Raw genomic sequence first — 25,674 nt, forward strand, 5'->3', positions numbered from 1 at the left:
CCGGCATATATGCGGTTTCTTCGCAGGTTATAAGCCATGATTCGCGGCTGCGCAACAGCGCGGATGGGAAATAGCTGGTGGATAAAAAACCTTGCAGAACCCAAGATTGTTACCATAACAGCATGGGACGCCACCTAATGCATAAAACGAACTCTACAGCTACCTCACCGCTAGAAACGGAATCCCCCTCAGAGTGCTCCGCAATCTCACAGGATCTCACCGATCGCTCACAGATCACCGCCACCGATATTGCTCACCCCAACGAGAGTGACAACCCGCGCACAACGTCGAGCCACAACATTATTCACGCCCGCGACCTGCGCAAAACCTACGGCAAAGGCGATACCAGCGTTGAGGCGCTACAAGGGATAAATGTCGATATTCCCGTCGGTGAATTCACCGCCATCATGGGGCCATCCGGTTCTGGAAAATCCACCCTCATGCACTGCCTGGCTGGATTAGATTCTGTCACCTCTGGTCAGGTGTATCTCGACGGCATTTGCCTCTCCGAACTTTCACAGCGAAAACTGACTAAACTGCGACGGGATAAAGTTGGCTTTATTTTCCAATCTTTCAACCTACTTCCCACACTGAGCGCCGCAGAAAATATCACCCTCCCTGCCGATGCCTCTGGCCGAAAAGTTGATCCAAAACGCTTCGCTCAGCTCACCGAATCAGTCGGAATCGCCGACCGCCTACACCACCGCCCTGCCGAGCTCTCTGGCGGGCAACAGCAACGTGTAGCCTGCGTGCGCGCCCTTATCACCGAACCGGCGGTCATTTTTGCTGACGAACCCACCGGAAATCTTGATTCAAAGGCCAGCCGGCAAATCCTAGCGTTCCTCCATCAAGCCGCCCACGATTTTCATCAAACAGTGGTCATGGTGACTCACGATCCCTCCGCTGCCGCCTGGGCAGATCGCGTCCTATTCCTGGTTGACGGTGAAATCGTCAAAGAACTAACCGAACCAGAAACGGATACCGTGCTCGACACTCTGCGGGAGATTGGCGCAAGCGAATGTTGATAACCCTGAAACTCGCTTGGCGAGATGTTCGCGCCCATCTGCGTCGTTTCTTACTCACCATCGTCGCAGTAATGTTAGGGATCGCGTTCTTGAGCGCCACCTTAGCGCTGCGCGAAACAATGTCCACTAACCTGGTATCTGGCCTTTCGGGAGTGCAACCAGGAGATATTCAAGTTCGAGGGCCAGCACTTCCAGCACCCGCCGTCGGTTTTCAGGACATACCCGTCGGGCTGACGCAAGAGGTCGTGAAAATCCCCGGAGTAGCACAAGCCCAACCGCGGTATGCCTTATCTGTCACCGTCCTTGACGAGGATAATCGGCCAGCAAGCAATGCCGGTATATCGAATACCCTCGCCAACGCACTGGCTGATTTCAACATCGAATACCACGGCAACCCGCCCAGTAAAAACGATGAGATAGCTGTGGAGAAAACTACTCTTGAGCGCCTCGGCTTGCACGTCGGCGATACGGTGCGGTTGCTCGTCAATGACCAGGCCCTTACCTTCCGGATCACCGCTACCATTGATTACGGGCATCCGGTTCCCGTCTTCAATTTTTTCTGCGCAAGTGACACTCTTGTCCCCACCCTCGTCGATAATCCAGACGTCGCCAGCGCAATCATCGTCAAAGTATCCCGCGGATCAGATCCTGCTAACGTCACATCGGCAATTGCCCAGGCGATTGGCAGCAGCTATAACGTGAAAACAGCCGATGAAATCAATCAGACGAATCAGGAAAACCTTGACGTACAGCTCGGCTTCCTCACCACGTTCTTGTTGATATTCGCGGGATTGGCACTGCTGATCTCCACCTTCATTATCACCAACACCTTTAATATGGCCATTAAATCGCGGCTACAGGATTTTGCTTTCCTGCGTGCGGTTGGCTTTGCGCCACAGCGAATCTTCTCCCTGGTCGCCTGGCAGGCAGTGGTCATCGGGCTTATCGGCGCAGGAATCGGGTTAGCGCTCGGAACAGGTCTATTGCGGATCGCCACCTGGGCACTCGATCATTTCGGGATTTTCACCGGGTTACATGCTGAAATTTCCGTTCGCGTCATACTCACTGCCGTATGCGTCGGTATCGTCGTCACCCTGATTGGCGCGCTCTTTCCGGCACGGCAAGCAGCAAAAACTCCCCCAATAACTGCCATGCAACAAGCCAGCGGAGCCAACGAGCGCCCCGTCTGGCTGCGGCTAACTATCGGCCTCGCCCTGTGCGTCAGCGCAATTATCTGCCTACTGATCGTCGGTTTGACCGAGGTCAAACAATCGGGAACCATTCTGGGATGCGGCGCCCTCGGCCTCATCATCGGGTTACTCATCGCTGGCCCAGGGCTTGTTAAATTCATACTTGGCGGTATTTCCTGGCCGTTACTTCGCCTTCGCCCGCTGTGGATTCGCCTCGGTGCCGGTAACGCCCTGCGCAACACCCGACGCACCGCAGCAACTGGCGGGGCAGTCATGATTGGAATGCTTTTAGTCAGCGCCGGTTTAGTCGTCGCTGATTCCCTGCGCGCCTCAAGCGTTGACGTCATCGACAATGAGTTACAAACCGACCTCATGGTCCTTCCAGCTAATCTATCCAACCCCAATACCACGATCTCCGATGCGGTATTCGATAAAATCACTCATACCCCTGGGGTTGCTCGAACGCTATCTATGAAACTGGCTATGGCCTCCGCGATTTATCCTGATGATCCACAGCCAGAAACCCTGCTTGTCGTCAGCTCTGATTTAGCACACCTCAGCGACGCTTTCCGAATGAAATTCATCGCCGGAAGCATGGAACATCACGGCGCAGATAGCATCATCGTGCCAGAACAGTTAGCACACGCACATCATCTCGCACTGGGAGATACCCTGAAGATCGCCACCCAAAAAGGCGAGCAGAGCCTACACATCACTGGCATCCAGGACTCCAGCCTTGCCGCTGCATTTATAGACGATTCACAACTTGAGCCATTAGGAATCAGTTCACTTGGACGAATGAGAGTCCTCATCCACGTTGATCCACATACCAATGTGGAAACGGTGAAGGCTGCAATCCATTCCGCTCTTCCCACCTCCGGCTTAGTGGCTGTCATGGATAAAGAAGAGCTGAAAGGATTTGCCGCTTCTGTTCTTTCGCAAGCCCTGGCAATTATCTATGCCCTGGTGGGGCTATCCCTTTTCATCGCTGGACTCGGCATTATCAACACCTTGAGTTTGTCCGTCAGTGAGCGACGACGAGAGATCGGGCTATCACGAGCTATCGGGATCTCGCGAATCTGCCTTGCCGCTGGCGTCGGGGTCGAATCCGTCCTAACGGCACTATATGGGACTGTCCTGGGCGTCAGCAGCGGAATCGGATTAGCTGCAGCCTTGGCAAAGTATCTATCCAGCAGCGGAATAAAAGTATTCTCGATTCCCGTGCCAGCGCTTTTCGTCGTCAGTGCCTGTGCTCTCCTAGCCGGGTTGTTAGCCGCATTGCCACCCGCTATCCGCGCTAGTCGGCAACCAATCCTGAGCGCTATTCGCGATTAGTGAGATCTAGAAAGCTCATAGCGCATTATCAGGGCATCATCGTCGTGATAATAACGTGGGCGACGCCCAACAGTTTCAAATCCGGCACGCTGATACATCCGCTGTGCTTTCTCATCGCGAGCGCGCACTTCCAAAAAGACGGCCTCTGCCTCGTGGCTCTGCGCAACCGCCAATAGATCCGCCAATAATGCGCTACCTATACCTCGGGAACGTTGCGCCCTGGCCACGGCGATCGTCAAAATTTCCGCTTCCGGCCCGTGCGAGATCCCACCGAGTGCCACGAGGGAAGGTCGGGGATGTAATGGGCCATCATCCCGAATGACCGCCAGGTAGCTCCGATCTTGAGCTAATAGTTCCTGTTTCCACACCCCAGGAGGCCAGGCATCCACTCCAAAATTATCTGCATCAAAACTCGCGAGATATGCCCACCACAAGAAAGGCACTCGTACCAGTTGCCCTGATACTTCGTCATATACCTGTTTTGATGCCGGCTGAGCCGCCACTTCGTGCGGAGTATCATCTGGCGTGCGAAAGAAACGTTCCGGATTGTGTACTCGCCCGTCCATATCGGCGTTCCCTATGACGCTGGCTGGGATTGATTCGGCTCACCCTGCTCAACCTCAGACTGAGCCGGTTGAGACTGGCTTGGCTGGGGATGACCACCGTGAATATCCGGCCGTCGGAGATAATGCGGCTGCGTTCCCATGTCAATATCCTCGCCAGCCGCACGACGAGCACAGTGAGATAGCGCCAGGCGAGTCATGACGACAGGGCGATGCTCCACCGCAACCCGACCCCCTATCGTATCCACACCAACATGCGGATAAACCTCATCAATCGCCGCAACGACTGCTGGCTCGCGGCTCAATTCCGCATGCAGATCTGCCGGAGCGACGATCCGTTCCGGAGAAAGAATGGCGACGTCATCGGCTCCCATCGGACGCGCGCGCAATGCGTAGACCTCACGGCGACGAGCATCGATCATAGCGACGACTTCTTGTGCCCCTGCATCTGCCCCAGCCAAGGCGAGAACCTCTAGCGAGCTGACGCCATAGAGCGGAATTCCCCAAGTACGAGCCAGCGTCCGTGCCATCATCAGGCCCGCCCGCAACCCAGTAAAAGCACCCGGACCGCTACCCACCACAACCGCGTCAGGACGCTCAATACCCGCTTCTGATAGCACCTGCTTGACCATCGGCGCCAAAGCCTCTGCATGCATACGATTCGAGCGCATGAGCTGATAACTCAATTCGCGCACCTCACCGTCACGTTCGACGGCCACTCCCACGGCGATCCACATCGACGTATCAATCGTTAAATAAAACATCTCTCTCCTTCATTTGAGCTGGCAGATCGACGCACGCTTTGCAAGCAGTTAACGTTAGATCTACGCCCGCTCCCGTATCCTTGCGGTATCCGGTGCTGTGATGGTGGCCTGCTATTGCGTCGATTCCTCACTGGGCGGAGTTTTATAGACGGATACTTTCCCTGCAGAACTGCGGAAACGTACCTTTGCCTCACGTTTACCAATGATTCCTTTGCGTTCCACATGCCCTAAATCGTCATGTGGCACCTCTGGCGTATCTTCTTGAGGATCATCTGTATGTTGATCCCAACGCAGCCATACCAAGGAGCCGATAACCACTGCTAACGCAATCAAAATCCGCACCAAATGCATGAGAACGTTGTGGGATTCCGGTTCACTCGCCGGCGTTGTTTGAGCAGGAGCCGGCGTTGAGGTATCGGTATTTTGGATAATTCGCTGACGTTGAGCGAGAAAGTCATTGAGCGGGATTGAGCCGAGAACAATGTTTGCGGCTGCCTCATCAGCCGGTTCAATAGCGCTCTCATTGAGCAAGAACCACGCCTGCAACCCGCTGTCGTAGATCACGGCAACAGAGGCACCACCAGCCGTGACGGCAGAGCCTAATCGAGCATCACGTCGGATAATTTCCTCTCCTCCCGCAGGCTGATCGAAATTCACCGACAAGGCCCCAATTGCTGTTCCGCCATCAAAGATCGGGGCAATCCACCGATTCGTTACGGTAATACTCTGAGAAGCTGGAACGTTTTGTGCAAAGGTGCTGACCCGCACTGGATTACCGATCGTATAGTGCGATACTGCTTCCAAGGAGGCATCCGGGAAAGCGTCTGCAGCGTGGGAACGCACCGACGCCAGCGCGCGCTCAGCGAACCATGCCGTGACCTCTTGCGGTGGCGGCCCTGGGTCAGGAGCCGGTGACGGCGCCGCCAATGCTGGAGTAGCCAGCCACAACAGTGCCATCATCACCGATACCAGTATGCGTTTCATACAGAGATCACCATATCTGCTAACGCGGTGCGAACATCGTCCATATAAGCCGTCGCACGCGGCCCAATAGCTCGGAAGGTCAGGGTGCGAGGAGCATCATCAAAAAGATCATCCGGCTCGTTGCCGGCTTCTGATCCGATTGGTCGCTCAATATCTACTTCCACTCTGTCCTGGCTGAGTACTTCCACCTTTCCGGCGCCCCACTCCACGACCGTTAGAGAGTCATCTAAGCTCGCGTCGAGATCCAAAGCGTCAAGTTCATCGAGAGACGAGAGGCGGTAGGCATCCACATGCACTAAATCGATCTGTTGCCCGCGATAGATTTGCGCAATGACGAAGGTCGGGGAAGAAACCTGCGCCGCGATATTCATTCCACGGGCAATCCCCTGAGTTAACGTCGTCTTGCCTGCTCCCAATGGGCCATTGAGCATGAGCAGATCTCCCCCGCGTGCCCACTTTCCTAATGCTGAACCGACTCGGTGCATATCGTCAACCGTCGCCGCCTGGATTTTCACTGGGTATCCTCCTGATAGATCCGCCTAACTCGAGAGCCAACTCGGGTGAGCATCTCATAGCTGATCGTCTTGCAGGCCATCGCCCAATCATCCACGCTCACGTAGGGCGGCTCCCCGAAAATCACCACACGATCTCCTGAACGAATATGCTCCCCGCTAACAACGATCTGATCCATGCACACCCGACCACGAATCGGGCACAGCACCCCGCCAATATCAACACTGCACAGATTTGACGCAACACGCGGAATGCCGTCAGCGTAGCCAATCGGGACGACCCCCACATGTTCACCCTCATAAGAGCGATACGTATGCCCGTAGGAAATGCCCGTTCCAGCTCGCAACTGTTGATCCGACATCACGATGGATTCCACACGCATAACCGGGGTCAAGGCACACTCTTTGCCCGTCGCACGTTGCGGATTCGGGCTTAATCCATACAGCGCAATACCGATGCGAACCATGTCATAGTGGCTATCCGGATGCCATAACACCCCGCCAGAAGCTGCCAGATGTAGGATCTGCGGGCGAATCCCCTCCTCCTGTAACCAGGAGCGCGCATCTTCAAAGGCATCAATTTGAATTTTGGTTGTGAGATCATCCTGGCTATCCGCACACGCCAAATGTGACCACAAACCGACGATCTCGCAGCTTCCTTCGGCAAGCGCTCGTGCAAACTGTGAGCTGGCGAGGCATAACTCTTTGCGCGAAAATCCCGAACGAGTCATTCCGGTATCAACGTTAATGTGCACTCGGGCAGTCTGCCCACACTCCTGAGCTGCGGCTAACACTGAATCCAACATCCAGGGGGCACCGACGGAAATATCTAAATCGGCCTGCACGGCAGCTCTCAAATCAGCATCCGGCGTATAAATCCACGTGAGAATACGCGCATGTGGCCCTAACTGTTGGCGTAATTCCAGCGCTTCCCCAAGCTGTGCTGCCCCAAACCAGGACGTTCCTTTTTCCTGCGCCCAGCGAGAGATCGTATCTCGACCGTGACCATACGCGTCGGCTTTCACAACCGCCATTACTTCCGCAGTAGTCGCCTCACGCATGCGGGCCAGATTCGCGTCAAAGGCCCGACGGGAGATGTATGCAGATGCCGAGTAGTTATTCATCGCTGTTAATTCTACCGATGATCTGCGCGATAGCACGGATAATATCGCTGGCAATGATCGGATGCCCACCGCGATATTCACGTGCCCCGCTCGCGTAACTAGCCGCATAAGCATGGATTGTGGACGCCGCTGCAGCAAGCCAGGCGATCCCTCCGCGATCCGCGATCTCTTGTTCTCGATGTGCGTACATGGCCAATAATGCGCCAACCATGCCGGCATACACATCGCCAGCTCCTGCAGTGGCCCGCCAGCCCGGCGCTCTCACTCCGACGCACACAACACCATCTGGATGGGCGACAATATCGGTAGCCCCTTTTGCCACCACGCACGCCCCCGTCAACGAGGCCGCACGTTGCGCTGCCCGCAACGGATGCTGGTAGACCTCGTTTCGGCTCGTTGGTTCTCCCAGATCTGTCAGTAACCGCGCTAGCTCTCCTGCATGTGGCGTCAGCACAACTCGATCCGTTAATCGGCGGTGCTGTTGTGTGGGGCGTTGCGCACAACTATTTTGCACTTTTGAGGAATCGGAGGAAGCTACCCCTAAAACGCAAGGGGTATCAGGAATCGGCACCAAAGGCGCATCTGGATATTTTTCTGCCTCCGACGTACCAGGAACCGACCTCGCATATTCACTATCCGAGGCTGGTACAGCTACTGCCCGCGCAACAGCCAAGGAGATTGCCCCGGCATCTAACACAACCGGACGATCCGCTGCGAGCGCCTGCTCTAGTGCTCGCTCAGCTTCGCGCATATCAACTAACCCAGAGCCAATCACCCAGCCATCAACCTGCCCCGGCTCAGTGACCACCTCAGGATATTGCCCTAAAACAAGCGGGCTTTCCCCCAGGTAACGCACCATACCTGGGCCCATCGCTAGCGCCCCGCCCACACCTAAAACCGCCGCACCAGGATAGGTGGACGAACCCGTCAGCATGCCAAGAACTCCTCGCGAGTATTTATCCGCGTGCTCCGTCAGATCCCATAGTCCACGTAAATCTGATAGCTGTACTGATACCAGCGCTGGCTGGGCTGGCAGATAGCGTTCTAATCCAAGAGTCATCAGCTCTACCTGACCGCAGCGTACACATGCTGGAGCAGCAAAATGCGCCGCCTTATACCCGCCCAAGGCCAGCGTGTAATCCGCACTCACGCATACCCCTGGTATATCTGCCTCATCAACCCCTACTCCTGAGGGAATATCAATCGCACATACCCAATGACAATTCGGACGCTCGGCTCGTATCTCATTGAGATGTTTCACCCAAACAGCGTAGGGATCGCGCATCGGACCACGCGCGCCATTGCCCAGCAAACCGTCAATCCACACCCGATGGGAACAGCCAAGTTCTGTTAACGTCTGATCGGTATGTTCTGCCGGTATCTGCCGCATATCCACATATCGCACACCACAGCGAGTGGCGTATTCCTGCGCCGAGGCGTGAATGGCTGTGCCATATAATGCCGTGACGCAATAGCCGCGCTGTGCCAGCAAAGCTCCAGCGTATAGCGCGTCACCACCATTATTTCCGGCTCCGACCAGGATTAACACACTATCTGCTGGCGGTTTCACATAGGGAAGATCGCGCTCGTGTTGTGTTACACCAGCGTGTGGAACCGATTGTTCGGTATGCACCGACGAAGTCGCATAGCCTCTGGCAGCATGTGAATTAGAAAACCCACTAGCTTTGCTCTCTTGATCCGGCTTTTCCTCAGCAATACTCGCAATATAATCGACCACTCGTTGCGCAATTGCGTGAGCAGCGTACATCATCAGCGGTTCTCCAGCAGCTAACGGGATCTCTTCCGCCCTGCGCACCTCAGCGGCTCGGTATCCGTCCATCGCTCCCCCACTGTTTGCAACCATTAACGTCGTTCTTTATGTTACGCGCTTATGTAATGCGCATCGGAGCCTCACGTCACTCTTAAAACCTCATGGAGCACCGCAGGGGAAATCCACTGTTGCCGCATTTGATGTGCGAAATGCTGGAATTATTGTCAGACTAGGAGAATGACGACATCCGAACTGACCCCGTTTATGACTTTCACCCATGAACAGTGGGCAGAACTGGCAGGTAATGCTGCGCTGCCGCTCACCGAAGGCGATGTTACTCGGTTATCCACTCTCGGCGATCCTATTGATTTCGCCGAGGCAGACGCCATCTATCGCCCATTATCTGCGCTCATGCAGACCTACGCACACGGCAAACGCAGGCTCTACACCGAAACCAGCACGTTCCTTGGGCGCCAGCCAGAGCGCACTCCGTGGATCATCGGCATTGCCGGATCCGTTGCCGTCGGTAAATCAACGGCTGCCCGTTTACTACGCGAGTTGCTTTCTCGCTGGCCGCATACACCACATGTCGCACTCGTCCCCACCGATGGCTTTTTATATCCCAACGCCGTTTTGCGCGAACGCGGAATTATTGGGCGCAAAGGCTTCCCCGAATCCTATGACCGTCGGGCCCTCCTTGAGTTTTTACATCAGATTAAATCCGGTGCCGAATCTGTGCGCGTTCCGGTTTATGACCATGTTTCTTACGACATCGTCCCCGATGCGACGATCGAAGTGCGTAGCCCGGATATTCTCATTCTCGAAGGGCTTAACGTGCTACAACCTGCCGGCAATACTGCTCATTCCCAGATTGCCGTCAGTGACTACTTTGATTTCTCCCTGTATCTGGACGCCGCCGAATCTTCGCTGGAACGTTGGTATATCTCGCGCTTCCGTTCGCTACGCAGCACCGCTTTTTCCCATGAAAACTCGTATTTCCGCGCCTACGCGAATCTATCTGACGAAGAGGCAGAAGCCACGGCCCGCCAGATTTGGTCCTCCATCAATCTGCCAAATCTTCGGCTCAATATCGCTCCTACTCGTTGTCGGGCCGACGTTGTGCTCACAAAAGGGCCGACGCATGCGATTGAGAAGATCGAGTTGCGCAAAATTTAGCACACGCGCCCTGCCGCATCCGCATAGTATTGCCACGAGGCATACGCCACTAACTGCTATCTAGCGCAGTGCGTGGAAAGTCAGGTACCGCCAGCCGACACAGATACCTGTCATTTTCAGCGCTACGTATCGCAGCTCGGAGCATCTGTGGCGGGTATAGGTATGACGGGGAAGCTTCCTTATCCTTAGCGCAAACGAGGTATCCGGCTGTAGTTACCTCAGATATACCCGCACCAGATATAGATACAGCAGCTAGAGCGAGGCGGATTCCGGCATAGGGTCAGCGCTCGCTGGTACAATCAGGGATATATGCCTGGCGTCTTGCGAGCGCGCACATAGACGTACACATAGACATCCGGCTACTCGATTTACCTTATCTATGCTTCGATAGGCATGACGGTTTATGGCGCACCCGCAGGTATTTCATGAATGTGCCGGCAGATATTCCATCAGCTACCCGCAGGCTTCCCTGCTACCTGTAGGCGTTTCATGCCAATGCGCCGCACATTTTTCTTCACCACCGAATCGGATCTCACCGGATCGTTAGTGTGCGCCCACGCCTATTTCATTCCTGGTTTGTTGCCGTATTGACGTTATCTGTTGCGCTACCCTACAGAGCCAATTTATCTGCCACGATTTGTGCCAAACGTTCAGCAACCTCGTCCGTCTGTTCTTGCGTCTTTGCCTCAACCATCACTCGCACGAGCGGTTCGGTTCCTGAGGCGCGCAATAACACTCGCCCGGTTTCTCCCAATTCGGCTTCGGCGCGAGCAACATCTGCAGCGATAAGCTCCGTGCGCGTCTTATCCACATTGGGAACGTTGATAAGACGCTGTGGCAGAGTCTGCACAAAACTGACGGCCTCTGCCAATGCTTGCTGGCGACGGGCAATCTCACTCGCCACCAGAACAGCAGTCAGCGTACCATCCCCTGTGGTGGCATGCTGCAAAGAGATCACATGCCCTGATTGCTCACCACCAAGCATGTGCCCGTGCGCCAGCATCTCTTCGAGCACGTAGCGATCTCCCACCGCAGTAACCGCAAAATCAATACCTTTTTCTTGACACGCTAAACGCAAACCAAGGTTCGACATCACAGTGATAACTAAGGTGTTATTCGCCAGTTCACCGCGTTCTTTCATGGATAGCGCCATTAACCCCATGATTTCATCGCCATTAACTAACCGACCTGTATGGTCAACAGCGAGGCAGCGATCTGCGTCGCCATCAAAGGCAAATCCCATATCTGCTTCGGCGGCTTTGACCATCGCCTGCAAACGTTCGGTATGCGTCGATCCACATTCTTTATTGATATTACGACCATCCGGCGAGGCGTTAATAACTACGACATCTGCGCCTAACTCCTGGAATACCTTGGGAGCAACTCGGGAAGCCGCACCATTGGCACAGTCCAAAACAATGCTCAACCCGCGCAAAGAATCACCGATTGACACCAGGTGATCCATGTAAACCCGATCAGAAACCGCGCACGATTCAGAGATATGCCCCACTGCTGCACCAACCGGACGGTCCCACTGGGTATTCAAACAGGCTTCAATGCGGTCTTCAATCGCATCGTCAAGTTTGAAACCTTGAGAGTTGATGAATTTAATGCCGTTATCTGGCATGGGGTTATGCGAGGCGGAGATCATAACGCCGAGGTCATAATGACGTGCCGACGTCAAATAGGCAATGCCCGGTGTTGGAATCTCGCGCACATGCTCAACGTCCACTCCAGCCGAAGCCAACCCGGCGCCGACTGCGTGAGATAGCATCGCTGAAGACTGCCGCGTATCTCGACCAATGATCGCTTTGGGGCGCCCCGTCGCTTCTTCAGCAAGAACCCGAGCCGCTGCTTGACCGAGTTCTAAAGCAAATTCTGGGGTGATCTCTGTATTTGCTAATCCGCGAACTCCGTCAGTTCCAAAAAGTCGAGCCATCTCGCTGCCTTTCTAGCATCTATCCCCTCTTTTGATGACGCTTGCGCTAAGGGGCTACCTCTCCTGATTATGCCACGCTCTCCCGCAACAGCGGCATATCCTCACATCCCCGCGCCGCGTTTATGCTTAGCCGGTTTTCTGCTGTTTCTTTTTCCTCGCTATCTTCTTAGGCTTTGTGCCCGACGTTATTCCTCACCTGTGGCTGCGCGGCTGGGTATTGGACTGTTTTAGCTGCCGACCTTGACTACCGGATGAATGACGTTCTCCGGCTGCCGCGTTATTCTCGCGCTTCTCTGCTCTTTTCGCTTCAGGTATTTCTGTTCCCGTACAGTGCAGGCTTGCCGAGTGCCGTCGATCACGGGTGTATGACCTGTGGGCATTGCGGAATATTTCCTCTGCTATCTTCGCCAACTTCACCCCGACTTCCGGTACTACATCAACAAAAACAGCACTAAAGCCACACAATTCGCCCTATAGATCGCAACAAAGCAAGCGACGTAAAACTCGATTTCCCACTATCTACCCTGGGAAACTCACTCACACTCACAGATTACATCCGACCTCAAAATTGCCCTGCGCCAACTCCTGCTCCGCTTTCCGAACTAGGGCACGGAAAAACCTCGACCAAAACAATGCATTTTATTCAATAACCACACCCAAAAACGACATAAAACTCATGCAATCTGTCCGATAGCTCAGATATGTCAATGGAGAAAATACGCACTGCTCTCATATACTCATGGGCTGCTTCATGGATGCCGATTTATCCAAACCTGCAAGGCACAGCTTGCACTCCGCAGATAAAAAAGTGGACCCAGCCTGAGCTGGGTCCACCTGAAAGCACTGGGTTTAGCGCTTGGAGAACTGCGAGGCCTTGCGTGCCTTCTTCAGTCCTGCCTTCTTCCGTTCCACGCTACGGGCATCACGCGTGAGGAAGCCGGCCTTCTTCAATGCCGGACGGTTTGCCTCACGGTCGATCTCGTTCAGCGCACGGGAAATACCCAAGCGCAGGGCGCCGGCCTGACCAGACGTTCCACCACCGTGGATACGTGCGATAACGTCAAAACGGCCCTTGAGGTCGAGAAGCGTAAACGGATCGTTAACAAGCTGCTGGTGCAGTTTGTTCGGGAAGTAATCTTCCAAGGTGCGACCGTTGATCGTCCACTGACCAGAGCCAGGAACGAGACGGACACGGGCGATTGCTTCCTTGCGGCGGCCAAGACCCGCACCCGGAGCGGTCATGGATGCACCCTGACCGGTGGGCTTCGTGGGGGTCTCAGTCGAATACGAGCTCAGTTCTTCGAGCTCTTCGGTTTCAACGGTGGTCTCTGCCACGGTTCTCCTTAGGTAAATTCTGGCCAGGGATTACTTGGCAACCTGCTTGAGCTCGAAGGGCACCGGCTGCTGAGCGGCATGCGGATGCTCGCTACCACGGTAGACCTTCAGCTTGGAAAGCTGCTGACGTCCGAGAGTGTTCTTCGGCAACATACCGGCGATCGCCTTGTAGACAGCGCGCTCAGGGTTGTGCTCGAGAAGTTCGGCGTATGACGTTGCCTTCAAACCACCTGGGAAACCAGAGTGGCGATATGCCATCTTCTGCTCGTGCTTCATGCCGGTCAACGCCACCTTTTCGGCGTTAATAACGATGACGTAGTCACCCGTATCGACATGCGGAGCGAAAGTCGGCTTATGCTTCCCACGGAGCAGGGGTGCAACCTGAGCTGCCAAACGGCCAAGGACGATATCGGTGGCGTCAACGACGTACCACTTCTTCTCGATATCTCCGGGCTTCGGTGTAAAAGTGCGCACTTGCGTAGCCTTTTCTCTTCTGTAATCTTGGCAAATCTGCGGATGGCTTTACCGCTTTTTGCCAGTGGTCTCAAAGGATGTTGCATTCTTGACGAGTGGGAAGGACATCAAGGTCACAACGGTTTCTTATTGTAATGACCTGTGACCGCAATGGTCAAAGATGTTTGTCAGGCTGTGGCAGGTTTAATATCTATGAGTTCCGATGCGCCTAGTGCGATGGTCCGTAACTGCCGACATATAAGATCAATAGCTGCATTCTGCCGCGATGGAGCAGAACTAATACACATGACAAGTTGCCGCGTTCCCAATCCCGGAACGTAATGCACCTTAATCCCTTCACGTCGATCTGCCAACCCGAGCCGTGGCAGTACCGCCACCCCTAATCCGGCTTGCACCATAGACAAGGCAACGTCATAATCCTGAAAGACGTACTGCTGCGAAGGCGTAAAACCCCAGCTACGTGCTAATCGCTCAGTCGCTCGCCCGACGACAGAATCCGGATGCGCGCCCAACCACGGATATTGGACAAGTTCTCGCGGATCTGCCGGTAACGCAAATCGCGCCGGATATACCACATACCACGGCTCTTCCAAGAGCGGATAGATCCGCGTTCCGCGAGGCGCTGTGGGCACATCCGTATCGCTTTCCAATACGGCGATGTCTATCGTGTTTTGCCGCAGATATGCCAACGACGCACGCGAATCACCTTCCCGAACATGCACGTCAACGCCAGGTGCTTGCTCAGCGAGTGCCTCTAGATTTGGCAGAATGAGGCTTCGTATCACCGTCTGAAATGCCCCGACACGAACGATCCCCGTCGGTGTTCCGGCATATTCCAACAGATCGCGCTCTAAATGCTCACATTCCTGCTCAACCTGTTGTGCGACCTGCGCTACGAGGCGTCCGGCATCCGTCAGAATCGCACCGCTGGCGGTGCGAACGAGAAGAGTATGCCCACATTCATGTTCCAGCTTATTCATCTGTTGGCTAACAGCCGACGCTGATACGCCTAAGACGTCAGCAGCCGCCTGGATACCACCCTCTCGCGCCACCGTCAACAAAATAGATAGGCGCTGCACAGAGATCTTCATAAGAATAACTTAAATATATTTGTAGTTTATTTCAATTGACCTTAATCCTATTATGGCTCACAATCATTACGTGAATGGCGCACCTATGACGATCATAATGACGCTCGGTTGGATCGGAGCTGTCACCTATCTCTATAGTTTCTATTGCGTCTCACGTGGCAAGCTTATGGCTGATTCACTGCGCTATCAGGGGCTCTGCCTGATTTCTGGATCGCTGTCTTTAGTGACGTGCGCGGCTACTGGTGCGTGGCCCTCCGTCTTTACTAACCTCATTTTCGTCGGTATTGCTTGTTATATCGTGCTCACTGTTAAGCGCCGATATTTATTTGAGGTATTGCGGCGGCGCTGTACGCCATCCGGTCGGAAAACCGCCGCTTGCACATCCCCGGAAACCGAAAACTCTGAATGTACAACGGCTACCACTATTATCACGGCAGATTAACGTACCCCTACTCGCCTGCCTATCTGCATAGACGGAACCACTATTAGCAGCCCGTTATTCGCATGAAGAACAAGGCTCTCCATCCGCACCTCGGAACTGCCGGGCAATTCGAGCCTGCTCACCGTAGCGCGCTGGATCGGGATAGCCCACAGCAGCCAAAGTCAAGGGATGGGCCGGAGCAACAACTACTTCGCCATCTCGACACCGTTGACGTAACCGTTGCCCTGGCCAGCTCTCTTCCCGCTTACCGCTTCCCACCCGAATAAGCGTTCCTATCATGGTTCGCACCTGCGAATGGCAAAAAGCATCCGCCCGGGCATATCCAGTAATCACACCTGCCTCGTCACGAGAGAAATACAGTTCATGCAGAGTCCGTATGGTTGAGGCGCCTGGCCGAGGCTTGCAATATGCCAAAAAATCATGCTCTCCTAGCAGCGCTTCAGCAGCTCGGTTCATCGCAGCAATATCCAGTTCCTCCTCACACCACAGCACATCCCGTTGACGTGGATCCCACAGCTCAACCTGATCTGCAATCCGGTATGTGTAGGCGCGCCACAGGGCCGAAAAACGGGCGTCAAATTCTGGGCTGGTTTCACGCACGTGACGAATAATCACGTCGCTATATCCCCGAATACCAGCACAACGGCGCACTAGCATAGCATTGGCCCGACGCCGTAAACTCATCGCTGGATCGTGACCAGATCGCCCTCCGAGAGCCGCAAAACGCTCCGGATCAACGTCAAAATGTGCACACTGCCCCAAGGCATGTACCCCTGCGTCAGTGCGCCCCGCAACGGTCAACACCACTGGCTGACGGATTATCGTCGTTAATACCTCTTCAAGTTCCCCTTGCACCGTTCGCAATCCAGGCTGGCTCGCCCAGCCGTGGAACCCGTAGCCCTCATAACTGACATCAATACGTAGCCTCATGCCATCCAGCATACTGGCTTGCGCAAACAGAACATTCACTTCTCCACAGCAGGTAACCGTAACTGCCATCCACAACAGGGCTGCCTCAACTGGTTCGACTTAGAGTTTTGCGCTACCGTCTAGGCTATGGGAACACAGGCACAACCAGAATCGCCACTCACGCTCTGTATTGATTGCGGTGGCGGAGGTATTAAATCGACGTTGCTTGACGCGGGCGGATTCCAATGCTCTGATGTTGTTCGCACCCCTGTCCCCTATCCCTTTTCGCCGAACGATCTAATTAATGTTATTGACCAGCAGATCCGCGACGTCAGCCCAGACGCTTCGCTTTCTTTCTCTCGGATCACCCTGGGCATGCCGGGAATGATCCGCCACGGAGTAGTTGTCTATACGCCGCATTACATTCGCCGAGCTGGGCCCCACACTCGTATCCTGCCGCAGTTAGAAGAAGCGTGGACGGGGCAGGATATGCAAACCGCTCTCGAAGTTCATTACGGAGTTCCCGCTCTGGTTCTCAACGACGCAGAGGTTGCGGCAGCCGGAGTGGTACGTGGTCAAGGGTTAGAACTCGTCCTTACTCTTGGAACCGGACTCGGATCGGCATTCCTTGATAACGGTCGGCTTGCCCCGCATTTGGAGATTTCCCATGCCCCCATGCGGTGGGGATTAGTGTACGACGACGTAGTTGGCGAACATGAACGTTTGCGTTTGGGCGATTCTGCCTGGTCGCGTCGCGTTCTCAAAGCCATCGAATCACTTTGGCCAATCTTTCGGTGGGATACCTTGTATCTCGGAGGGGGAAACGCCGCGCGAATTACAGATTCTGTTCGTTCGCGCATGCCTGGAGTCATTTTCGTTCCTAATATGGCAGGCATGAATGGCGGCGTACGCGCCTGGTCAATGGTTGGCCGCGGATAACATATTGAGGTATATGACGCTCGTATCTGCCAGCGTCCGTCAATATACCCTTGAGGCAATCACGCAATATGAATATGCAACTCGCGGCGTATCCCATCATCTATTATCTAATGCCGTATTTCCTCATCACGATGAACTATATGCGGCTATCAGTGCATACTAGCTATGGCAAGATAGTTACATTCTTGAGTATGTTAGGCATCGCACGCTTTCCTACCCTCAACCTGATTTCGAAGTATTCGTAGCAAGATACACGCTCTCACGCTCTGACGCTCGCTGCCTATGTAAACCAAAGCTGAGAGCACATGAGTTTTTCTTTCTTTTTCCCTCTCTACCCTCCTCCGAGGAAATCTGGCCACCGTAGTTCTTTCCGGCATCGGCGTGGAGGTATTGACGACGTAATAAGGCAGGTTGTCCCAGATTTTAGCCTTTGATTCCGGATTTTTACCCGTAAAAGCCATTGCGGGGAAGCCCGATTGGGCTTCCCCGCAATGGAATAACAGAAGAATCTAATTACTTCTCGTCGCTAGCGTCAGTCGCTTCCTCGACTTCGACCGATTCAACCTTCTCAGCATCCTCCGGCGTTTCCGTCGTCGGCGCCTCTTCGGTCACTTCCTCAGCCGGCTTGGCTGTTTCCGCAGCCTTCTTCGCTACCTTCTGAGCTTCCTTAACAACTGCCTGCTTCGGAGAGACTGGCTCAAGAACGAGCGAAATCTCAGCCATGGGGGCATTGTCGCCCTTACGGTTCGGCAGCTTAACGATACGGGTGTAACCGCCGTTACGCTCAGCAAACTTCGGTGCGAGTTCCTCAAACAGCACGTATGCGCTCTCACGGTTGTTCAGCACCTTGAGTGCCAGACGGCGGTTGTAGGTATCGCCTTTCTTCGCCTTCGTGACGAGACGCTCCATATACGGGCGAACCCGACGGGCGCGAGCTTCCGTCGTCACCACTGACTTGTGCTCAATAAGGGACTTGCACAAATTAGCAATAATCTTGCGCTCGTTGGCTGGGCTGCCACCGAGACGTGCCCCCTTGGTGGGCTTGGGCATAATAACTCCTAAAATTCTTTCACGGGCCAACGCCCGTAGCCGCGATGCGGCAGTCCTAGTTAAACGTCGTCGCTAAATTGCATGCCGTAGGCGTCGTCGCCAAAGCCTGACATGTATCCTGCCGGCGAATCCTTCAACCGCAAATCAAGTTTGGCCAGCTCATCCTTCACATCTTCAATCGACTTCGCACCGAAGTTGCGAATATCTAGAAGATCGGCTTCAGAGCGCAAAACCAGCTCACCGATGGTATGGATACCTTCACGCTGCAAACAGTTCTGCGAACGAGCCGGGAGGTTAAGAATGGTAATCGGGCGCTGCAAATCAGATGACTGCTGCTCGACAACCGGAGCTTCTTTCAGCTCAAGCCCTTCAACCTCTTCATTTAGCTCGGTGCACAGCCCGAACAGCTCAACAAGAGTCTTACCGGCGGAAGCAAAAGCGTCACGCGGAAGCATCGACGGCTTGGTTTCAACATCGACAATGAGCTTGTCGAAGTCGGTCCGCTGCCCCACACGAGTGGCTTCTACCTTGTACGAGACTTTAACAACCGGCGAATAGATTGAATCAATCGGAATCCGACCAATTTCGTAGTCCGGCGAGTTATTCTGCGTTGCTGACACATAGCCACGACCGCGTTCAACCGTCAGATCAACTTCAATCTTGCCCATGTCGTTCAAGGTCGCGATGACGAGATCTGGATTGTGGATCTCCACGCCTGCGGGAGGGGTGATATCCGAAGCGAGCACCTGCCCTGGGCCCTGCTTACGCAGGTACATCAGCACCGGCTCATCATGCTCGGACGTCACAACGAGTTCCTTCAGATTCAAAATAATTTCGGCAACATCTTCCTTGCAGCCGTGAATCGTCGAAAACTCATGCAACACACCGTCAATATGAACGGAGGTGATCGCAGCACCAGGAATCGACGAGAGCAAGGTACGGCGTAGGGAGTTACCCAAGGTGTAACCAAAACCAGGCTCGAGTGGATCGAGCGTGAAACGCGAACGCGTATCGGAAATCTTTTCTTCCGTCAGCGCGGGACGCTGTTCAATGATCACGGGTTTATCCTTTCATCAGATGCCCGCTATATGACACCTGCGAGAAATTCTTAGGGTGAAACTGCAGGAAATCCTGCCGGATAGTAGATAACCTCGGCCATCTACTACTTCATCAGACGCGGCGGCGCTTAGCCGGGCGGCAACCGTTGTGAGCCTGAGGCGTAACATCAGAAATCGAGGTTACTTCCAGACCCGATGCCGTCAACGAGCGGATCGCGGTTTCACGTCCTGAACCAGGACCCTTAACGAACACATCAACCTTCTTCAGACCATGATCCATGGCCCGACGGGCAGCGTTTTCCGCAGCTAGCTGAGCAGCATACGGGGTGGACTTACGCGAGCCCTTGAAGCCGACCATACCGGCAGAAGCTGACGCGATGACTTCACCCTTGGTGTCCGTGATCGAAACGATCGTATTGTTAAAAGTGGACTTAATGTGCGCCTGCCCGTTGAGGACATTTTTGCGCGTGCTACGACGCGGACGGCGCTGAGACTTGGCTGGCATCTATTAACACTCCTGATCTGCCGAATTACTTCTTCTTCTTGCCGACAACGGTGGACTTCGGCCCCTTGCGGGTACGTGCGTTCGTCTTTGTACGCTGACCGTGTACGGGCAGACCACGACGATGACGCAGACCCTGGTAACAACCAATCTCGACCTTACGGCGAATATCTGCTTGAATCTCGCGGCGCAAATCACCTTCGACCTTGTAGTTCTCGTCGATGTGATTCTTCAGGCTGATCATTTCGTCCTCGGTCAGATCACGCACGCGGGTATCCGGGTTGACCCCCGTCGCCTGCAGAGTTTCGTGAGCACGAGTGCGACCAATGCCGAAAATGTACGTAAGCGCAACCTCAACGCGCTTATCGCGCGGGAGATCTACGCCAGAAAGACGTGCCATGTTTTGGCTCCTTGTGTCTTTATCCGAAGGTGTGGAGCATTACTTCCCGAATGGGCCTCAGCCTTCGGACTGAGGGTTGCATGGGCGAAACCAACGCTAGTAATGCAATGACTGTGGATGCCGATCCACGACCAGGAGTGCCCTGGCTGCCAGGTTATCCCTGACGCTGCTTGTGCCGCGGGTTATCGCAGATAACCATGACGCGACCATGCCGGCGAATGATCTTGCAGTTTTCGCAGATCTTCTTAACGCTAGGCTTGACCTTCATTTATGGTGCTTCCTATGCCGGAAAATCCGGCGCTCGATGGGTTACTTGTAACGGTAGACGATACGGCCGCGGTTGAGATCATACGGAGTGAGCTCAACGACAACACGATCTTCCGGAAGGATCTTGATGTAGTGCTGACGCATCTTGCCAGAAATATGGGCGAGCACCATGTGCCCGTTCTCCAATTCGACCCGAAACATCGCATTGGGCAGGGCTTCAGTTACTCTGCCTTCTACTTCGATGACGCCTTCTTTTTTCGCCATGTTCCCCACTAACCTGATTTTTGCTGCGTCGAAAGAAGTTCTCCCGACGAGGCCCCGAGGGGCACCAACGCACAATTCTACGCGACAACACTGACCTGTGAAAAGGCAGAATCTGGTGGAGCACGTCACGAAGAAACAGCATCTTCGTCAATATCAGTTCCGGCGGCTCACATCAAAACGATAAATTTCAATAGCATGTAAGAAGAAAGATCTCGCAGCAGCTATAGAACCTAAACATTTCGGACTATCAGCTAGATAAATGCTAGTTATTTGTTCTGTTCCGCTAGCTGAAACCGATTAATCCAACGGAACTGGCGTGATACCAAAAGGCGCTAATCCGGCGACCCCACCATCAGGAGCAGAAAGCACCCATATACCCTCTTCATGCAACGCAACCTCATGTTCCCAATGCGCTGCGTCAGATCCATCTTGAGTAACTACCGTCCAGCCATCTTCCAGAACGCGGTTCGCTTGATTTCCTGCCGCTAACATCGGCTCAACACACAGCACCATTCCCGCCCGAAGTCTCGGGCTTCTCCCCCGCGAACGGTAATGCAGGACATCAGGCTCTTGGTGCATTTGACGTCCGATGCCGTGCCCAACATAGTCAATAAGGATATCTGGCTGTTCATCATCCGGCAGGGAGGTAATAAAATCATCGATTGCTTCACCGATATGCCCGACGCGCTTACGCGTTGCCATTGCCGCAATCCCAACCCACATGGCGTGTTCCGTAATATCCGACAGCCGTTTCCGAGCGGCATATACCTGCGGATCTCCACCAGGGAGCACCATAGTAAAGGCAGCATCGCCATTCCAGCCATCAACAACTGCACCGCAATCGCACGAGATAATATCTCCGGGCTGGAGAACTCGATCATCGGGGATACCATGCACAATAACGTCATTAACTGACGTACAAATCTGGGCTGGATAGTCATAGTATCCGTAGAAATTCGATTGTGCCCCGGCTTCACGCAAAACGTCAAGCGCGATAGCGTCGCAATCTCTGGTCGTCATCCCAGCCGTGATGTGTGATTGTAAGGCGCGATGAATCTGTGCCACCACAAGTGCGGCCCGACGCATCTTGCGGATCTCATCATGAGTCTTATATTCGATCACCGCGTGCTTTACCTTGCGTCAAGGGCTGCGCGAAGCTGCGCAATAAGACGCTGCTCAACATCAGCGATACTGCCCATACCGTCAACAGCAACGACAAGACCACGGTTTCGATATACCTCTAGCAACGGGCGCGTTGAGTTGTGATAGACCTCAATACGGTGCCGAATCACTTCCTCAGTATCATCCGCACGATTTTCTAATTCCGCGCGGCGAAGCAGACGCCCGATAATCGCCTCGTCAGGGATCTGCAACTCGATAACAGCATCTAATTGCTGATCCCTATCGGCAAGCATTACATCAAGGGCATCGACTTGGCTCAAAGTACGCGGATAGCCGTCCAGCAGGAAACCACTACTCTTGCCCATCTGATCGAGACGATTAGCCACAACGCGATCAGTAAGCTCATCAGGCACTAAATTACCGGCTTCAATATACGAAGCCAACAGGGTGCCTAAATCAGAACCGCTCGCAATTGCTTCCCGAAAAACCTGACCGGTGGAAACCCACGGCACATTGAAGTTCTCCGAGATGGCATTGGCTTGTGTGCCTTTGCCTGCTCCCGGCGGCCCCACAATCACGAGACGGTAGCTCATCGCAAGAATCCCTCATAGTGGCGCTGTTGCAATTGAGCGTCAATATCTTTGACAGTCTGCAAGCCGACACCCACCAAGATGATGATGGATGTACCGCCGAAGGCCATCGAACGAATACCCATCTGGTTGAATACCACCAGCGGAATCATCGCAATAATCGCCAGGTACAAGGCGCCAACCCAGTTAATACGATTAATGACATAACGCAAGTAATCTGCCGTCGGTTGACCCGCACGGATACCGGGGATGAAGCCGCCATAACGCTTCATATTGTCTGCCACTTCTTCTGGATTGAACGTAATGGACGTGTAGAAGAAAGCAAAGAACACAATCAATAATGCGTATGCAATGAGGTACCACACGGAAGCACGAGTGAAATGCAGGTGCAACCACTGGACCCAGCTTGAGTTCGGATCGCCAAACTGAGCAATCATCTGCGGTAGCGAGAGAATTGAGGACGCGAAAATGACCGGAATAACGTTGGCCATATTGATCTTAAGCGGAATATACGTGGAGGTTCCACCATAGGTACGGCGACCAATTACCCGCTTTGCATATTGAACCGGGATACGACGCTGGGACTGCTCCACGAAAACAACAACCAGCGTGATTGCGAGGAACATAGCCACAACAATTGCCACTCGCGCCGCTCCGCCGTCAGAGCGGAACACGTTCGTCAGCATAGCTGGGAAGTTCGCAGCAATACCCGTGAAGATCAGCAGCGACATACCGTTGCCGACGCCGCGTTCAGTAATCAATTCACCGAGCCACATAATCAAACCCGTACCGGCAGTAATCGCAATAATGGCAACTACCAGGCGCAACGGGGTGGCACCCGGAATCGGATGTACAGAACAGGTGGTAAACAACTTGCCATTAGCAATGGATACCATCACCGACGCTTGAAGCACAGCAAGGAAAATCGTCAAATAACGGGTATATTCGGTGAGCTTGGCAGTACCCGTCTGCCCTTCTTTATGTAGCTCCTCAAATTTAGGAATCACCACACGCATCAACTGAACAATAATTGATGCGGTAATGTACGGCATGATTCCCAATGCAAAGACGGAGATCTGAAGCATTGCACCGCCAGAAAACATGTTCAGCATGGTGAAAATATCGGCAGTACCTTGTTCCGACAAACACTGCTTGACGTTTTCATACGAGACGAACGGTGCCGGCACATACGTACCCAGACGGTAGATCGCCATAATCATAATGGTGAAGAGCAGCTTTCGCCGTAAATCCGGGGTGCGAAATGCTGATACGAGTGCTTTTAACACAACAGTCCTCCATTTGCCGACTCGAACGAGCCGTTGCGCGGTATAACCAGTTGCCCTGGGAACCCAATGCTTCCTCAGCCTTGCGTTCCGTATAGCTACTATACCCGCACGAGTTAGCTATGCACCTACTCTTCTCCTGGTGCATAGACCACAAAATTACGTAAGGAACGGCCGGAATTCACCGTAGTGAATGCCGGCCGTTCTCCGTTTTAGGCGTCACGCTTAGCGAGTGACCCGCCAGCAGCCTCAATCTTTTCCTGAGCGGAACGCGACCATGCATCGGCGGTGACATTAACCTTGACGGTAATATCGCCAGTTCCTAGGATCTTCACCGGACGATTCTTACGAACCAAACCGTTATTAACGAGATCCTCAACCGTGATCGTGCCTCCCTTAGGGAACACTTCAGCAAGCGCATCCAAGTTAACGACCTGGTATTCCACGCGAGCCGGGTTCTTAAAGCCACGCAACTTCGGCAGACGCATGTGCAACGGCATCTGACCGCCTTCGAATCCGGGGCGAACCGTATTGCGCGCATGCGTACCCTTGGTACCGCGACCAGCCGTTTTACCCTTCGAACCCTCACCGCGTCCAACGCGGATCTTGGAGCGATTTGCACCCGGTGCTGGACGAAGATCATGAATCTTCAGCGGCTCGGAATTGGTTTCGGTAGCCATTAGTCAACCTCCTCCACACTCACCAGATGAGCGACCTTCTGGATCATTCCGCGCACAGCGGGAGTATCCTCGCGAGTCACCGACTGGTGAATCTTACGCAGACCGAGCGAGCGCATCGTCTCGCGCTGGTTCTGCTTGGTGCCAACAAGGCCCTTCTTCTGCGTAATCTTCAGCATTATGCACCAACTCCTGCGGCAGCAGCCTCATTCTCAGCACGCTGTGCTTCGAGGGCGGCGTCCTCGCGTTCCTTCGCTTCGTGCTCGGCACGTGCGCGAAGCATTGCTTGCGGTGCAACTTGATCAACCGGCAAACCACGACGGGCAGCCACTGCTTCCGGCTGTTCTAGCTTCTTCAGCGCAGCAACCGTGCCATGCACAATGTTGATTGCGTTGGATGAACCCAGCGACTTGGTGAGCACGTCATGAACACCAGCGGCCTCCATGACGGCGCGCACCGGACCGCCGGCGATAACGCCAGTACCCGGGGAAGCCGGACGCAACAACACAACGCCTGCTGCATCCTCACCCTGCACAATGTGCGGAATGGTTGTTCCAATACGCGGAACCTTAAAGAAATTCTTCTTAGCCTTTTCCGTGCCCTTAGCAATTGCTGCGGGAACTTCCTTGGCCTTGCCGTAGCCGACACCGACGGTACCGTTGCCGTCACCAACCACCACGAGCGCAGTGAAGGACATCCGGCGACCGCCCTTAACGGTCTTTGCTACACGGTTAATCGTCACGACGCGCTCGATGTAGGGACTCCTGTCATCTGCGCGACGATCGGTGCGACGCTCGTTACGTCGTCCATCACGACGACGATCTTCACGCTGATCGCCCTCGGAACGACGTCCACGCTGCTCTGCAGCCATGTCTATATCCTCTCGTT

At 54.1% G+C, this 25,674-nt stretch carries 29 protein-coding genes; 6 read left to right on the top strand and 23 right to left on the bottom strand.

Annotated features, from left to right (window positions below):
• The first annotated feature begins 299 nt into the window (after window positions 1–299).
• Entirely contained in the window at window positions 300–1,025 is a 726-nt protein-coding gene (locus ACLHIJ_RS04875) for an ABC transporter ATP-binding protein (RefSeq protein WP_411296828.1), read from the top strand.
• On the top strand, window positions 1,019–3,550 hold the full coding sequence (locus ACLHIJ_RS04880; protein ID WP_411298582.1) for an ABC transporter permease: 2,532 nt from the start codon (window positions 1,019–1,021) through the stop codon (window positions 3,548–3,550). The genes ACLHIJ_RS04875 and ACLHIJ_RS04880 overlap by 7 nt, the downstream gene beginning before the upstream one ends.
• Here ACLHIJ_RS04880 and ACLHIJ_RS04885 read toward each other — a convergent pair.
• From ACLHIJ_RS04885 to ACLHIJ_RS04910, 6 genes are all read right to left on the bottom strand, one after another.
• On the bottom strand, window positions 3,547–4,116 hold the full coding sequence (locus ACLHIJ_RS04885; RefSeq protein ID WP_411296723.1) for a GNAT family N-acetyltransferase: 570 nt from the start codon (window positions 4,114–4,116) through the stop codon (window positions 3,547–3,549). The two genes, ACLHIJ_RS04880 and ACLHIJ_RS04885, sit on opposite strands and share 4 nt — an antisense overlap.
• Window positions 4,117–4,127: 11 nt before the next feature.
• Complete coding sequence (gene tsaB / locus ACLHIJ_RS04890; protein ID WP_411296722.1) at window positions 4,128–4,877, bottom strand: tRNA (adenosine(37)-N6)-threonylcarbamoyltransferase complex dimerization subunit type 1 TsaB; 750 nt, start codon at window positions 4,875–4,877, stop codon at window positions 4,128–4,130.
• A 111-nt stretch (window positions 4,878–4,988) separates the two neighbouring features.
• A complete protein-coding gene (locus ACLHIJ_RS04895; RefSeq protein ID WP_411296721.1) occupies window positions 4,989–5,861 on the bottom strand; it encodes a hypothetical protein in 873 nt (290 codons plus the stop codon).
• Window positions 5,858–6,376, bottom strand: coding sequence for a tRNA (adenosine(37)-N6)-threonylcarbamoyltransferase complex ATPase subunit type 1 TsaE (gene tsaE, locus ACLHIJ_RS04900; protein WP_411296720.1), 519 nt, complete (start codon window positions 6,374–6,376; stop codon window positions 5,858–5,860). The genes ACLHIJ_RS04895 and tsaE overlap by 4 nt, the downstream gene beginning before the upstream one ends.
• Window positions 6,373–7,497 (bottom strand): alanine racemase, encoded by a 1,125-nt coding sequence (gene alr, locus ACLHIJ_RS04905; protein WP_411296719.1) that lies wholly within the window; start codon window positions 7,495–7,497, stop codon window positions 6,373–6,375. Before alr ends, tsaE begins: the two co-directional genes overlap by 4 nt.
• Window positions 7,490–9,361 (bottom strand): bifunctional ADP-dependent NAD(P)H-hydrate dehydratase/NAD(P)H-hydrate epimerase, encoded by a 1,872-nt coding sequence (locus tag ACLHIJ_RS04910; RefSeq protein ID WP_411296718.1) that lies wholly within the window; start codon window positions 9,359–9,361, stop codon window positions 7,490–7,492. The genes alr and ACLHIJ_RS04910 overlap by 8 nt, the downstream gene beginning before the upstream one ends.
• A gap of 144 nt (window positions 9,362–9,505) precedes the next feature.
• Here ACLHIJ_RS04910 and coaA point away from each other — a divergent pair, with 144 nt between their 5' ends.
• Entirely contained in the window at window positions 9,506–10,444 is a 939-nt protein-coding gene (coaA, locus tag ACLHIJ_RS04915; RefSeq protein ID WP_411296717.1) for a type I pantothenate kinase, read from the top strand.
• A 610-nt stretch (window positions 10,445–11,054) separates the two neighbouring features.
• Here the strand turns inward: coaA and glmM are convergent.
• The 4 genes from glmM to ACLHIJ_RS04935 all read right to left on the bottom strand — a co-directional run bounded on the left by glmM (window position 11,055) and on the right by ACLHIJ_RS04935 (window position 15,283).
• Complete coding sequence (glmM, locus tag ACLHIJ_RS04920; protein WP_411298583.1) at window positions 11,055–12,383, bottom strand: phosphoglucosamine mutase; 1,329 nt, start codon at window positions 12,381–12,383, stop codon at window positions 11,055–11,057.
• 849 nt (window positions 12,384–13,232) lie between these two features.
• Entirely contained in the window at window positions 13,233–13,718 is a 486-nt protein-coding gene (gene rpsI / locus ACLHIJ_RS04925) for a 30S ribosomal protein S9 (protein ID WP_411297395.1), read from the bottom strand.
• Between the two features lie 30 nt (window positions 13,719–13,748).
• The gene (gene rplM / locus ACLHIJ_RS04930) at window positions 13,749–14,192 is read right to left on the bottom strand and encodes a 50S ribosomal protein L13 (protein WP_411297396.1); all 444 of its coding nucleotides are present in this window, start codon (window positions 14,190–14,192) and stop codon (window positions 13,749–13,751) included.
• 167 nt (window positions 14,193–14,359) lie between these two features.
• The gene (locus ACLHIJ_RS04935; protein WP_411298584.1) at window positions 14,360–15,283 is read right to left on the bottom strand and encodes a LysR family transcriptional regulator; all 924 of its coding nucleotides are present in this window, start codon (window positions 15,281–15,283) and stop codon (window positions 14,360–14,362) included.
• A gap of 52 nt (window positions 15,284–15,335) precedes the next feature.
• Here ACLHIJ_RS04935 and ACLHIJ_RS04940 point away from each other — a divergent pair, with 52 nt between their 5' ends.
• Window positions 15,336–15,725 carry a hypothetical protein gene (locus ACLHIJ_RS04940; protein WP_411297398.1) on the top strand — a complete coding sequence of 130 codons (390 nt, stop codon included), beginning with the start codon at window positions 15,336–15,338 and terminating at the stop codon, window positions 15,723–15,725.
• 54 nt (window positions 15,726–15,779) lie between these two features.
• On the opposite strand, the gene truA is transcribed toward ACLHIJ_RS04940, so the two are convergent.
• Window positions 15,780–16,655 (bottom strand): tRNA pseudouridine(38-40) synthase TruA, encoded by an 876-nt coding sequence (gene truA / locus ACLHIJ_RS04945; RefSeq protein WP_411298585.1) that lies wholly within the window; start codon window positions 16,653–16,655, stop codon window positions 15,780–15,782.
• A gap of 126 nt (window positions 16,656–16,781) precedes the next feature.
• Between truA and ACLHIJ_RS04950 the strand changes: the two genes are divergently transcribed.
• Both ACLHIJ_RS04950 and ACLHIJ_RS04955 read left to right on the top strand, forming a co-directional pair.
• Window positions 16,782–17,573, top strand: a complete 792-nt coding sequence (locus ACLHIJ_RS04950; RefSeq protein ID WP_411297400.1) for an ROK family protein — start codon at window positions 16,782–16,784, stop codon at window positions 17,571–17,573.
• A gap of 13 nt (window positions 17,574–17,586) precedes the next feature.
• Entirely contained in the window at window positions 17,587–17,736 is a 150-nt protein-coding gene (locus tag ACLHIJ_RS04955; RefSeq protein WP_411298586.1) for a hypothetical protein, read from the top strand.
• A 350-nt stretch (window positions 17,737–18,086) separates the two neighbouring features.
• Here the strand turns inward: ACLHIJ_RS04955 and rplQ are convergent, their stop codons facing one another.
• The 12 genes from rplQ to rpsE form a co-directional block, all read right to left on the bottom strand.
• The gene (gene rplQ, locus ACLHIJ_RS04960) at window positions 18,087–18,623 is read right to left on the bottom strand and encodes a 50S ribosomal protein L17 (protein ID WP_411297401.1); all 537 of its coding nucleotides are present in this window, start codon (window positions 18,621–18,623) and stop codon (window positions 18,087–18,089) included.
• Window positions 18,624–18,682: 59 nt separating this feature from the next.
• Window positions 18,683–19,681, bottom strand: coding sequence for a DNA-directed RNA polymerase subunit alpha (locus tag ACLHIJ_RS04965; protein WP_411297402.1), 999 nt, complete (start codon window positions 19,679–19,681; stop codon window positions 18,683–18,685).
• A gap of 112 nt (window positions 19,682–19,793) precedes the next feature.
• Window positions 19,794–20,186, bottom strand: coding sequence for a 30S ribosomal protein S11 (gene rpsK, locus ACLHIJ_RS04970; protein WP_411297403.1), 393 nt, complete (start codon window positions 20,184–20,186; stop codon window positions 19,794–19,796).
• A gap of 25 nt (window positions 20,187–20,211) precedes the next feature.
• Window positions 20,212–20,583, bottom strand: coding sequence for a 30S ribosomal protein S13 (gene rpsM, locus ACLHIJ_RS04975; RefSeq protein ID WP_411297404.1), 372 nt, complete (start codon window positions 20,581–20,583; stop codon window positions 20,212–20,214).
• 154 nt (window positions 20,584–20,737) lie between these two features.
• Window positions 20,738–20,851 carry a 50S ribosomal protein L36 gene (gene rpmJ, locus ACLHIJ_RS04980; protein ID WP_278013205.1) on the bottom strand — a complete coding sequence of 38 codons (114 nt, stop codon included), beginning with the start codon at window positions 20,849–20,851 and terminating at the stop codon, window positions 20,738–20,740.
• 41 nt (window positions 20,852–20,892) lie between these two features.
• Window positions 20,893–21,114: a translation initiation factor IF-1 gene (gene infA, locus ACLHIJ_RS04985; RefSeq protein ID WP_411297405.1), complete on the bottom strand. Its 222-nt coding sequence runs from the start codon at window positions 21,112–21,114 to the stop codon at window positions 20,893–20,895.
• A gap of 297 nt (window positions 21,115–21,411) precedes the next feature.
• Window positions 21,412–22,236, bottom strand: coding sequence for a type I methionyl aminopeptidase (map, locus tag ACLHIJ_RS04990; RefSeq protein ID WP_411297406.1), 825 nt, complete (start codon window positions 22,234–22,236; stop codon window positions 21,412–21,414).
• A gap of 8 nt (window positions 22,237–22,244) precedes the next feature.
• Window positions 22,245–22,829: an adenylate kinase gene (locus ACLHIJ_RS04995; RefSeq protein ID WP_411297407.1), complete on the bottom strand. Its 585-nt coding sequence runs from the start codon at window positions 22,827–22,829 to the stop codon at window positions 22,245–22,247.
• Entirely contained in the window at window positions 22,826–24,112 is a 1,287-nt protein-coding gene (secY, locus tag ACLHIJ_RS05000; protein ID WP_411297408.1) for a preprotein translocase subunit SecY, read from the bottom strand. The genes ACLHIJ_RS04995 and secY overlap by 4 nt, the downstream gene beginning before the upstream one ends.
• Window positions 24,113–24,321: 209 nt before the next feature.
• Complete coding sequence (gene rplO / locus ACLHIJ_RS05005; RefSeq protein ID WP_411297409.1) at window positions 24,322–24,789, bottom strand: 50S ribosomal protein L15; 468 nt, start codon at window positions 24,787–24,789, stop codon at window positions 24,322–24,324.
• The gene (rpmD, locus tag ACLHIJ_RS05010) at window positions 24,789–24,965 is read right to left on the bottom strand and encodes a 50S ribosomal protein L30 (protein ID WP_411297410.1); all 177 of its coding nucleotides are present in this window, start codon (window positions 24,963–24,965) and stop codon (window positions 24,789–24,791) included. The genes rplO and rpmD overlap by 1 nt, the downstream gene beginning before the upstream one ends.
• Window positions 24,965–25,657 carry a 30S ribosomal protein S5 gene (gene rpsE / locus ACLHIJ_RS05015; RefSeq protein WP_411297411.1) on the bottom strand — a complete coding sequence of 231 codons (693 nt, stop codon included), beginning with the start codon at window positions 25,655–25,657 and terminating at the stop codon, window positions 24,965–24,967. Before rpsE ends, rpmD begins: the two co-directional genes overlap by 1 nt.
• Window positions 25,658–25,674: the final 17 nt, after the last annotated feature.

Source organism: Trueperella sp. LYQ141 (genome assembly GCF_046599555.1).
GTDB lineage: Bacteria > Actinomycetota > Actinomycetes > Actinomycetales > Actinomycetaceae > Trueperella.